A 12,085-nucleotide genomic window follows, 5' to 3' on the forward strand; every position below is an offset into this window, starting at 1 on the left:
TTACGATCCGTCTTTTGGACTGGTTTTATACGGAAGGTAGCTTAGCCTTCAGTCCATGGTTGGCGAAGAGAGAGACATTTTCATCATTGCTTGGCGATTTCTCGTGTGGGCAATGGTGGCTACTGGCATCGCGAGTACTGCCCATGCGGAAAGTGGGGCAAGTTATCAGGCGCTGAAAGAACACTCAGCATTCGCGGATAAGGGAATATCAAAACTCAATCTGAATGCGTGCAGGCAAATATCTGGGTTCACGCTTCAATCGTCTGGCATTTTGCAGTCACCGATTGTCTGGTCAAAGCTTAGCTTACCAGCCACAGACAATCAGATCGTCTTTACAAGCACCAATTTCGTCATCGCTGAGGATTATACGCCGCTCATCGTTTTTACACGTTACGTTGTGATGCCTGACGACACAGTGGTTGTTACCATGCAAACAATCTTGCCCAAGACGTTTGATCTGGTAATGAACATCAAAACATTCCGATGCAAATTGGGTGATGGAATCTCAGTGAGTTTCTGACTGGCCAGCTTCAATATTGAACGGCCCCTTTCAGAAAATGAAAAGGGTGCTCCCAAAAATAGGAACACCCTTTTTCATGCTTGCCTGGAGGGCAAAATTCTATAGTGCGGATGCCGCGTCTAACGCAGGAAGTCCAACCCAAGAAGACCGATTGCCAGTGCGGTATTCAGCGAAATGATCATCATTCCGTAGACGATCGCTGTTCTAGTAATATCGCTCATTTTTCTACCTCCTTGAACCGCGACGCCTCCACATCGGATTCTAAAGCTCGAGAACTGTAACAAAATGTAACAGCCTGTTACGCCTAGCGCAACCCATTTTACATAAATGTGAACGACTGTAACAGGCCGTGAGAAAATACCAAAGTCCGCGCAATTGGTTCATCTATAAGTCAGTCACCGCATTGTGACGCGAAATTAACTGGCAAATTCTATAGAGACGCTACATAAAACATCAGTGATGAATGACTGACAAAGTCGTCCTTAATTCTCTGCTTTTATTCGGATTTTCATCTTGAACCGGATCGTTCCACTCGTACTCGCAATTGCTCTTTTCATGGAGCAAATGGACTCGAACGTTATTTCGACATCGCTGCCAGCAATTGCTGCTGATATCGGAACGAGCCCGATTGCATTAAAACTCGCATTGACGGCATATCTCGTCTCTCTTGCGGTTTTTATTCCAGTAAGCGGATGGATGGCAGACCGATTCGGTGCCAAGAATGTCTTCCGGGCCGCGATCGCAATTTTCGTTGTTGGCTCGCTTGCCTGTGCCGCTTCCAATTCGCTTGCTGCTTTCGTTGTTGCGCGGTTCCTGCAAGGGATGGGCGGCGCGATGATGACGCCCGTCGGGCGGTTGGTTCTCATACGTTCGACACCCAGAAGCGAACTTGTTTCCGCCATGGCGTGGTTGACAATTCCCGCGATGGTCGGACCGTTGGTCGGGCCCCCTGTTGGCGGCTTCATAACTACTTTCTTCTCATGGCATTGGATTTTCCTGATCAATGTGCCCATAGGGGTGATCGGGATATGGTTTGCGACCCGATTTTTGCCCGACAATGACGAACGGATCATCAAGCCTCTCGACTGGCCGGGCTTCTTCTTGTCCGGCATCGCGATGTCGGGCGTGGTGTTCGGCCTATCAGTTGTAAGCCTTCCAGCGCTGCCACCGGTGATCGGTGTTGCGACTTTAGCCGTTGGGCTGGTCTGTTCAGTGCTTTACATCTTGCATGCCCGTCGCGTTAGCGACCCATTGCTCAATCTGAAACTCTTCGATAATCAGGTTTTCCGTTCTGCCGTGTTCGGCGGCAGCGTATTTAGACTGGGTATCGGCGCTATTCCGTTTTTGCTGCCTTTGATGTTCCAGCTTGGCTTCGGCATGTCACCGTTTCAATCAGGTATGATGACATTCGTTTCCGCCATTGGTGCTATCAGCATGAAGTTTGGGGCCAAGCGCGTCTTCAGCTACTTTGGTTTCCGCAGAACACTGATGTATGGTTCGCTGATTTCTGCTGCATTTATCGCAGCAAATGGTCTTTTCTTTCCTGAAACACCTTATGGCTTCATCATCGGCTTTTTGCTGATTGGCGGATTTTTCCGATCAATGTTCTTTACCGGCGTCAATGCATTGGCTTTTGCAGAAATTCCGGATGCAAAGACAAGCCAGGCAACACCGATTACAGCTGTCGCGCAGCAGGTATCTATTGCACTTGGTGTCGCGATGGCTGGTGGGATTCTTGAAATCAGTATGGCTTTACGAGGAGCTCCGCTACAGCTTGCAGATTTCCATGTTGGTTTCTTCGTAGTCGCAGCAGTTTCCGCAACAGCCTTTTTCTGGTTTGCAAAACTGGCACCAGATGCAGGCCGTGAGCTTTCTGGTCCCGCAACCATCAAATCCAAGAGCAAAGAGCGTGCAGCCCTGGAGGCTACAGACTCTGCCAACGGCAAATAAAAAGGCGGTCGAGAAGACCGCCATTTCATCGTCTTATGAAAACTTATGCTCAACCTTTAAAGTCGCGAGCCAGCAGATAGAGTTCGACAGATTCAGCACGTGATGCTGGCGGCTTGATGTGATGAACAGAACGGAACTTCTGCTTCAGCATGGCCAACAGGTCGGTTTCCGTGCCGCCCTGAAAGGTCTTGGTGAGGAAGTGACCACCTGGTTTCAGTACGGATACTGCAAAGTCGGCCGCCACTTCACAAAGATGCACCGTGCGCAAATGGTCTGTACGGCGGTGGCCGGTTGTCGGTGCCGCCATGTCTGAAATCACCAGATCAGGCTTGTCTCCGAGTGCTTCCATCAGCTTCTCAGGGGCTGCATCGTCGAGAAAGTCCATTTCCAGAAGAATGACGCCGGGCAGCGGATCAACATGCAAATAGTCGATCCCAACCACTTGCGGTTTTTCATCTGTTGAACCGACAATCTTGGCTGCAATCTGCGACCAACCACCAGGTGCGGCGCCCAGATCAATGATTTTCTGGCCTTTTTTGAGAAGGTCATAACGATCATTGATTTCAATCAGCTTATAAGCCGCGCGCGAGCGATAGCCGTCTTTCCTCGACTTGTGCACATATGGGTCGTTCAGATGACGTTCCAGCCAGCGACGTGAGGATTCCTTGATCGTGCCCGCTTTTTTCTTCACACGAACGCGAAGATTGCTTGTGCCAGCACCGCCGCGTCCACCGGTTTTCGTGCCGCCTTTGTTTCCGCCTGCTTTGCTCATCTTCAATGCCTGTTTCTTAGGTCTGTTTTACCGCCAGTTTTGACGGTTTGGGCGCGGTTATGGCGCCAGGCACCGTCACGCGACATGAGTTCGGTCAATATGCCCTCGCGCAGACCGCGATCAGCAACAAGAAGTTTTTCACTCGGCCAGACATTACGTATAGCATCGAGAATAGCACAACCCGCAAGCACGAGATCGGCTCGGTCTGCACCAATACAAGGATTAGCAACCCGCGCGTCAAAATCCCATGATAGGAGACGGCTTGTCATCTGTGTCACCTCGTCTGATCCCATCCACATACCATCGACGCGACGTCGATCATAGCGCTCCAGTCCGAGATGAATGCCAGCGAGTGTGGTGACTGTACCCGATGTGCCAAGCAGATGAAAACGTGAACTTGCTGCGAGTTGACCGAGACAGTTACGCTCGGAAAAACCGGAAAGCAGTTCCGTGACATGGCCGACCATGGCGTCGAAGCTTTCCTGTGTGACGTTACGTCCGCCGAAGCGTTCGGCCAATGTCACAACACCGACAGGCAAGGAAGTCCACGCGGTAATATGCTCAGCCAGACGCGGCGAACGGCGTTGGGATACGTCAATCAGCGCGATTTCTGACGACCCGCCACCAATATCGAAAAGTACAACCGCATCGGTCTCACGTGTTACGAGCGTTCCACAACCTGAAACAGCAAGGCGTGCTTCTGTCTGGCGGTCGACAATTTCCAGCTCAAGCCCTGTTTCTTCAAGGACACGGGCGAGAAACTCTTCGCCATTGGCGGCAGAGCGGCAAGCTTCTGTTGCGATCAGGCGCGCGCGCCTGATCTTGCGGGCGGCAAGCTTGTCGCGGCAGATTTTGAGCGCATCAATTGCACGTTGCATAGCGTGTTCGCTTAAGCGCCCGGATGCGCTGAGGCCTTCACCGAGGCGCACAATACGCGAAAATGCATCCACCACGCGGAACTGCCCCGGACGTGTGGGCGACGCGATCAGCAGGCGACAATTGTTGGTGCCAAGATCCAGCGCCGCATATAGCGGTGCTTCCTGGAGATTGCTGCGCGGATGATGCGTTCCACTATGGCTACGCTTGGGTTGCTGTGATTGTCCCTGAGCGCCGTCCGAACGGGGAGTGGCATTTTGGGCCTTCGCTACATTGTCCGGGTGTGAAGGCACGCCACTCTGCTGTCGGGCCTGCTTTTTCTTGCGGGCGCGGCGACGGCGATTCGATATCTTTCCGGCTGGCTTGCCATCGGCAGATTTGGCATCAGCCACAGGAATTTCAGCAACGGCTGGTTTTTGCGTAAGCGCCTCCGCACCGCGAGAAACTTTCCCACGATTGCGACGGCGTGCACGCTTGCGCTGGCTTTGCGAGCCCTTGCTTTCCGTATCTGAGCGTCCTGAATCGGAGGCATTGGGTGCCTTGCCGACTTCTGAAACGGCTTCCTTGCGCGGTTTGCGCTTGCCGTTCTCGGGCGGATTCCGGGTCTGTAGATTGCCCGTCTGTCCACCGGACGCCCCTTGTTGCGCCATTCCTGCAGGGCGCTCCTCGGGGTTCTTCAAGGTTTTTATCCTTATGGCGCCGCGCGAACCTGAAAGGACGCAAGCAAGGCGCTTCAATTTTTACGTTGCCCTTAATGTAACAGCGCTTTGGGCATTTACCAAGGGGCAGGCAGGGAACTGTCATTGGAAAATTGATAAAACTACTAATGATTTTATTAAGGACCATATGACCAAGGGCTTTCGTTGGTCGCAAAAGCCCCTGGTTTTGTTTTAACGCGCATCTTATCCGAGTATAGTTTCACACTTTTCGGAGCGCGCTCTAGATATCGTAGCTATGTGCCGCGTTGATCGTGGCCACGAACTGCTTGGTGCGTTCGCGTGCCGGAGTGACGAACACGTCGTGCGCACTGCCCGTTTCGATAATATTGCCCGACTCCAGAAACACGACATTCTGCGCGATCTTGGAAGCAAGGCGTAAATCATGCGTTGCTATGACCATTGTCGTGCCCTCCTTGGCGAGCTTGCTCAACACATCTACAACTTCAGATGCCAATTCTGGATCAAGTGCCGATGTCGGCTCGTCACACAGAAGTACGCGCGGTGAAGGTGCGAGCGCGCGCGCTATGGCGATACGCTGTTGCTGTCCGCCGGAAAGGGTAGCAGGCCAAGCATCGGCCTTGTGGGCCATTCCGACCTTTGTCAACAGTTCCATTGCCCGTTCTTGTGCCTTTGCCTTTGGCCATTTCAGGACTGTAATGAGGCCTTCCATTACGTTCTGGATGGCTGTCTGGTGTGGGAAGAGCTGGAAATTCTGAAACACCATGCCGGTCTGGCGGCGGATCGATTGGATTGCCTGCCAACTCGGTTTCCGGCCCGGATCAAGAGTGATGCTTTGACCACCAAGAACCAATGTGCCGGAAGTTGGAATCTCGAGCAGATTAATGCAACGAAGCAAGGTGCTCTTGCCACCACCCGATGGGCCGACAAGTGCCGTAACTGTGCCTTCGGCGATCTTCACATTGATATCATTGAGGATAACAACGTTATCGAAGCTTTTTACGATATTTTTGAGCTCGATCATGCGTTAGTCTCCAATGTTCCGCCATAGCGTCTGAAGCGCTTTTCGAGCCGGGCCTGAAGATGGGACAGGACTGTGCTGAGCGCAAGATAAATCAGCGCGGCTTCGATATAGAGAATCAACGGCTCATAGGTGGTTGCCACAATGCGCTGTGCGGACTGGAAAAGCTCTGGCACCGTAATTGCTGCGGCAAGCGAGGTGTCTTTTACCAGCGAGATAAAAGTGTTCGATAGCGGCGGTACAGCGGTGCGGGTGGCCTGTGGCAGGATCGTGCGGATCAGTGCCTGACGCCAGCTCATACCAATCGAATAGGCAGCTTCCCATTGTCCTTTTGGCACTGAGGAAATGACAGCGCGAATGACTTCGGAGCTGTAGGCGCCGACATTGAGCGAAAAGCCAATGACCGCGGCCGTGAAGGCATCGAGATAAATGCCCGCGCTCGGTAAGCCGTAGAAGATTACGAACAACTGCACCAGCATCGGCGTGCCGCGGAAAATCCACACGTAGAAACGCGCGATGAGCGAAACCGATACTGGCGAGAACAGGCGTACCAGCGCAGTGAGAAGTCCGAGGGACAGTCCAAAAATGAAGGACAGAATTGTCAAAGGGATGGTGAACATCAGCCCGGCCCAAAGCAGGGTGGGCAAGGAATCCGCCATGAGTTGAAGCCAATCGGGCACGTGTTCTGTCCTTAAAATGGGAGATTCCAGAAATAGATGCGCTTAGGAATGGTATATAGGCACAACAAAAGGAAGCCGGAAACATGTCCCGGCTCCCTTAGTGCGTTTCTTAATTTGATTCAAACAGGAGAAACGCTCTGAACATTTGCTTTTTCGTATTATTCTACGCAAAACCGCTACGCACTTTTGCTGGAAATACTCTAATCGCAATAATCCGAAACTTAACTGAGTCCCAGATTACTTGGAAACATCCTGACCGAAATATTTCTGCGAAATCTTGTCGTAAGTGCCGTCAGCCTTGATTTCATCCAGAGCTTTGTTGATTGCAGCTACCAGGTCGTCATCACCCTTGCGAACGATGATGCCTGAAGCATCCGCATTTTCCTTTTCAGCAACAACCTTCACAGGTGCGTTTGGCTGATGCTTCTTGAAATCAAGGTAGGAAAGGCTGTCATTGAGTGTTGCGTCAGCACGACCTGTCAGAACCAGCTGGATCGACTGATCGAAGCCATCGGTTGCAACCAGTTCTGCACCGGCTTCCTTGGCAATACGGCCATAATTACTGGTCAGAGACTGAGCAGACTTCTTGTCTTTGAGGTCGGCAAAATCCTTGATCGTATCGTCCTTGTCATTGACGATAAGAACGACCTTAGAAACGATATATGGGTTTGAGAAGGCGAACTTCTTCTGGCGTTCTTCAGTGATACCAACCTGGTTGATGACCGCATCATAGCGCTTGACGTCGAGACCGGCGATAAGACCGTCCCACTTGCCTTCAACGAATTCTGGCTTCACGCCGAGCTTCTGAGCCACAGCTTCACCGATTTCCACGTCAAAACCGACAAGTTTGTTTTCCTTGTCGTGGAAAGTGAATGGCGCATAGGTGCCTTCTGTGCCGATCTTGAGCACGCCTGCCGATTTGATGGCATCGAGGTTCTCACCGGCCAGAGCGGTAGAGAGTAAAGCTGCCTGGAGAACACCCACAGTGGCAAGGATTTTTGCGAACTTCATTTTGAGGCTACCTGTAAAATTATTCGGTGAGACGTAAAATACAGGAATTTCATTCTAATGAAGCGTCGAAAACCACAGCCTTAGCCTCACTTGAAGAAATTATTTCTATTTTATTATCAATTACGGCAATCTGAATCCGTATATCGGTATTTGGCAATTTCTGGTTCTAAACCACAATGAAAAACGCCGCCTTTCGGCGGCGCTATATGTGTAGAACTGCCTCAGTAATCAGGCTTTACCAAAACCGCCGCCGGTTGGCGTTATCACAGTAAAGGCTTCGCCCGGTTCGAGTACTGTCTGATCGCAATTGCCAAGCACTTCAACAGAGCCATCTTTACGACGCACTTCATTGCGTCCGGTTTGGCCGGGTTCGCCGCCCTCCAGACCAAAAGGCGCCACGCGGCGGTGACCGGACAGGATGGCGAAGTCGAGTGTCTTAAGCGCGCGGATCGTGCGCTTTGTGCCATCGCCTGCATGCCATTTTCCCTTACCGCCAGAGCCTTCACGGACATGGAAGTCTTCAAGCAGTACCGGGAAGCGTGTTTCCAGAATTTCCGGATCGGTGAGGCGTGAATTGGTCATATGCGTATGAACCGCATCGGCACCATTGAAGCCCGGACCAGCGGGAGCACCCGAGCAGATGGTTTCATAATACTGATACTCGTCATTACCGAATGTCAGATTGTTCATGGTGCCTTGCGCTGCCGCCATTGCCTTCGTCGCACCAAACAGACAGTTGGTAACGGCCTGACTGACTTCCACATTGCCTGCAACAACTGCTGCCGGGAAACGCGGCGAAAGCATCGAGCCTTGCGGAACGATAATCCTGATCGGACGCAGGCAACCGGCATTCATCGGAATGTCGCCCTCAACAAGCACACGGAACACGTAAAGTACCGCGGCGCGTGTTACGGGTTCTGGCGCATTGAAGTTGTCCGGACGCTGCTCTGAGGTGCCTGTGAAATCGACCGTTGCTTCGCGCTTATCGCGATCGATTGTGACGCGAACTTCGATCTGGCAACCCTGATCCATTTCGTATGTGAAATGACCGTCTGGTAGCTTATCGAGTACGCGGCGCACACTTTCAGCCGCATTGTCCTGAACATGGCCCATATACGCTTTGACGACATCTTCGCCAAAGAGGTCAATGATCTTTTTAAGCTCAGCCACGCCCTTTTCATTGGCAGCAATCTGCGCTTTCAAATCGTTGACGTTCTGCGTGAGGTTGCGCACAGGGTAGGTGGCGCCTGTCAGAAGTGTTGACAGAGCATCTTCGCTGAAAGTGCCGCGATCAACCAGCTTGAAGTTGTCGATATAGACGCCTTCCTGCTCAATATTAACTGCCAGCGGCGACATTGAACCGGGCGCAATACCACCGATGTCGGCATGGTGACCACGGCTGGCAACCCAGAACCGAATTTCACGATTTTCATCGTCGAACACCGGCGTGCAGACGGTCAGATCGGGAAGATGCGTACCGCCATTGTAAGGCGCGTTGATCAGGAATACGTCACCCGGCTTGATATCCCTGTTCTCGCGGATAGCCGTTGCAACCGATGCGTCCATGGAGCCAAGATGCACTGGCATATGCGGCGCGTTAGCGACCAGATTGCCTTCTGCATCGAACACGGCGCAGGAGAAATCAAGACGTTCCTTGATGTTGACCGAATAAGCCGTGTTCTGGAGCGTTACGCCCATCTGTTCAGCAATCGACATGAAGAGATTGTTGAAAATCTCAAGCATGACCGGATCGGCTTCTGTACCAATCGCAGTGCGCAGAGGGAGCGCCTTGATACGTGTCAGAACGACATGATCGTGCTGGGTCAGGCGTGCCTGCCAGCCATCTTCAATCACAATCGTCTGGTTCTTTTCGATGATGATCGCAGGGCCGGTAACAGTCTGGCCACGCTGGATCTTCTCGCGAAGAACAACGCCTGCTTCATGGAATTCGCCATGCGAGAAGAAGCGCGAGCGCTTCGCGGTTTCTGCTTCCAGATCGCTTTCGAGAGGCAGGCTCGTTTCCGTTTCGCCCGCACCACCGCCAACTGCTTCGACTTCAACGGCATCGATGACCAATGCCTTATTTTCAGCTATGAAGCCAAAACGACGCTTATGGGCGATTTCAAACTCAGAACGCAAACGTTCGGCGTTATCTTCAGCAGGGAAAGTGGCTTCAATAGAGAGAACTGTATCCGTACCGGCATAGCGGATATGCGCGCGCAGATGCCGCTTGATGGCATCGGTTTCGATGCCTTGTGTCGTGAGTTCCGCCACACATTCCTGTGCCAGTTCTTCGCCAAGCGTATTGAGCGCTGCGGGTGCGGAAGCATCCAGCGATACGCCAAGCGCCTTTTGACGGGTTGCACGAATATCTGCCAAGCCCATGCCGTATGCCGAAAGCAGACCCGACATTGGATGAAGAAGAATATTCTTCATGCCAAGTGCGTCGGCCACGAGGCAGGCATGCTGGCCGCCAGCACCACCAAAGCAGCTCAACGCATAACGGGTGACATCATAGCCGCGTTGCACGGAGATTTTCTTGATCGCCTCGACCATATTGGCCACTGCAATGCGGATAAAACCATCTGCAACAGCCTCCGGTGAACGACCGTCGCCAATTTCAGCGGCCAAGGTCGTGAACAGCTCACGCACCCGTTCGACATCGAGCGGCTGATTCTGTTCAGGTCCAAAAATCGCCGGGAAATAATCCGGGATCAGTTTACCGAGCATGACATTGGCATCTGTTACAGCAAGCGGTCCACCGTTGCGATAGCAAGCGGGGCCGGGGTTCGCACCAGCCGAATCTGGTCCAACGCGGAAGCGTCCCGCGTCATAATGCAGGATCGATCCGCCGCCAGCTGCAACCGTATGAATCAGCATCATCGGAGCGCGGACGCGCACGCCTGCGACTTCTGTTTCGAAGGCGCGTTCATATTCGCCATCAAAATGGGCGACGTCGGTAGACGTGCCGCCCATATCAAAGCCGATGACCTGTCCGAAACCAGCCGTCTCGCCGGTACGAGCAAGGCCAACAACACCGCCGGCCGGACCGGACAGAATTGCATCCTTGCCCTGAAACAGATCGGCAGCGGTAAGGCCGCCCGACGACATCATGAACATGACGCGGGCGCCGGTGCGTTCAACGTCGAGTTCATTGGAAACCTGTGCCACATAGCGACGAAGAACAGGTGAAAGATAAGCGTCTACCACGGTGGTATCGCCACGCCCGACCAGCTTGATAAGCGGCGAGACTTCGTGGCTGACAGATACTTGTTCAAAACCAATCTCGCGGGCAATGCGAGCGATTTCAGCCTCATGCGCCGGAAACTTGTAGGCATGCATGAGCGCAATTGCAATCGACTTATAGCCCTGTTCTTTAAGAGATTGCAGAACAGCTTCAGCCTCAGCAGGATCGAGCGCATTCTCGACTGTGCCATCTGCACGAACGCGTTCATTTAGCTCGGTCACACTGTCATAGAGTGCCTCAGGCTTGATGATTTCGGTCGCAAAGATGTTTTTGCGTTCCTGATAACCGATGCGCAGAGCGTCACGAAAGCCCTTGGTTGTGATAAGCGCCAGCCGTTCGCCCTTGCGCTCCAGCAGCGCATTAGTCGCAACGGTCGTTCCCATGCGCACTTCGCCAATCAGCCCGGCAGGCACTGGCTCACCGGTTGCGAGACCAAGATGCAAACGGATGCCGTGAACGGCTGCATCCTTATAGGCTGATGGATTTTCGGAGAGAACCTTGCGTGCATGAAGAGTGCCCTGCGGGTCGCGTCCAATGACGTCGGTGAATGTGCCGCCACGGTCGATCCAGAAGTCCCACACCCCGCTTCCCGTTCCGCTCATTCTAGGCTCCCTCGTGCATGAAGATAGTGTATTTCTAAATCTTTTCAGAATTTCATACTCCCACTTTATTGACAAAATGTCGATAAGATGGTGACATAAAATTCACATAAATAAGGGAGCAGCAATAATGGGGAATAAGAGAGACTCGGAAATAGCGGCAGAAATGCCAGAGCAGGGCTTCGATGAAGTTTCTCTGCCAAAGCATCTGCGTTCTGTTGCTTCTCTCGGTCCTATTGTTTCGTCTGCCCATCTCGCCGAAGGCGGCTCTCCCGGTATGTCCGAGGTAGAATATGGCCTTATTCTGGCATCACATGCTTTCTCACGCTGGATGGTTCGCTGCATGGCGGCAGCGGGTTTGCCAGGGCTTTCTCCCATTGAAGTGCTGATCCTGCATTCGATCCGCCATCGCGGACGCGAGAAGAAGCTCGCAGATATCTGCCTTGTGCTGGATATCGAAGACACGCACATCGCAACTTACGCTATCCGTAAGCTGGAAAAGGCCGGGCTGCTGACAACCGGCAAGGCATCCAAGGAAAAGACGGTCAAGATCACGGAGAAGGGTGCGGAAGCCTGCGCCCGCTATGCGCAAATCCGCGAACGTCTCCTCGTCGATTCCACAGCGAATGCTCGTCCATCGGAAGAGACCTTGTCTGAAGTGGCAGCGCTGTTGCGTTTCATGTCCGGTGCATTCAATCAGGCCACACGGTCTGCCATCACGTTATAAGAGAG

General features: G+C 52.7%; 9 protein-coding genes. 3 read left to right on the plus strand and 6 right to left on the minus strand.

Annotated elements, in window-relative coordinates:
• Positions 1–55: 55 nt before the first annotated feature.
• Both CEV32_RS03720 and CEV32_RS03725 read left to right on the plus strand, forming a co-directional pair.
• Positions 56–520 (plus strand): hypothetical protein, encoded by a 465-nt coding sequence (locus tag CEV32_RS03720; protein WP_094574273.1) that lies wholly within the window; start codon positions 56–58, stop codon positions 518–520.
• 513 nt (positions 521–1,033) lie between these two features.
• The gene (locus tag CEV32_RS03725; RefSeq protein WP_094574275.1) at positions 1,034–2,470 is read left to right on the plus strand and encodes an MFS transporter; all 1,437 of its coding nucleotides are present in this window, start codon (positions 1,034–1,036) and stop codon (positions 2,468–2,470) included.
• Positions 2,471–2,519: 49 nt separating this feature from the next.
• Here the strand turns inward: CEV32_RS03725 and CEV32_RS03730 are convergent, their stop codons facing one another.
• The 6 genes from CEV32_RS03730 to CEV32_RS03760 all read right to left on the minus strand — a co-directional run bounded on the left by CEV32_RS03730 (position 2,520) and on the right by CEV32_RS03760 (position 11,356).
• Positions 2,520–3,242 (minus strand): RlmE family RNA methyltransferase, encoded by a 723-nt coding sequence (locus CEV32_RS03730; RefSeq protein WP_094574277.1) that lies wholly within the window; start codon positions 3,240–3,242, stop codon positions 2,520–2,522.
• A gap of 2 nt (positions 3,243–3,244) precedes the next feature.
• On the minus strand, positions 3,245–4,798 hold the full coding sequence (locus CEV32_RS03735) for a Ppx/GppA phosphatase family protein (protein WP_094574279.1): 1,554 nt from the start codon (positions 4,796–4,798) through the stop codon (positions 3,245–3,247).
• Positions 4,799–5,057: 259 nt separating this feature from the next.
• Positions 5,058–5,819, minus strand: a complete 762-nt coding sequence (locus CEV32_RS03745; protein WP_094574283.1) for an amino acid ABC transporter ATP-binding protein — start codon at positions 5,817–5,819, stop codon at positions 5,058–5,060.
• The gene (locus CEV32_RS03750) at positions 5,816–6,496 is read right to left on the minus strand and encodes an amino acid ABC transporter permease (RefSeq protein ID WP_094574286.1); all 681 of its coding nucleotides are present in this window, start codon (positions 6,494–6,496) and stop codon (positions 5,816–5,818) included. Before CEV32_RS03750 ends, CEV32_RS03745 begins: the two co-directional genes overlap by 4 nt.
• 237 nt (positions 6,497–6,733) lie before the next feature.
• Positions 6,734–7,507: an amino acid ABC transporter substrate-binding protein gene (locus CEV32_RS03755; RefSeq protein ID WP_094574288.1), complete on the minus strand. Its 774-nt coding sequence runs from the start codon at positions 7,505–7,507 to the stop codon at positions 6,734–6,736.
• A gap of 228 nt (positions 7,508–7,735) precedes the next feature.
• Positions 7,736–11,356, minus strand: coding sequence for a hydantoinase B/oxoprolinase family protein (locus tag CEV32_RS03760; protein WP_094574291.1), 3,621 nt, complete (start codon positions 11,354–11,356; stop codon positions 7,736–7,738).
• A gap of 127 nt (positions 11,357–11,483) precedes the next feature.
• Between CEV32_RS03760 and CEV32_RS03765 the strand changes: the two genes are divergently transcribed.
• Positions 11,484–12,080: a winged helix DNA-binding protein gene (locus CEV32_RS03765; protein ID WP_167382733.1), complete on the plus strand. Its 597-nt coding sequence runs from the start codon at positions 11,484–11,486 to the stop codon at positions 12,078–12,080.
• Positions 12,081–12,085 lie beyond the last annotated feature (5 nt).

Origin of the sequence: Brucella rhizosphaerae (assembly GCF_002252475.1) — a bacterium.
Lineage (GTDB): Bacteria > Pseudomonadota > Alphaproteobacteria > Rhizobiales > Rhizobiaceae > Brucella > Brucella rhizosphaerae.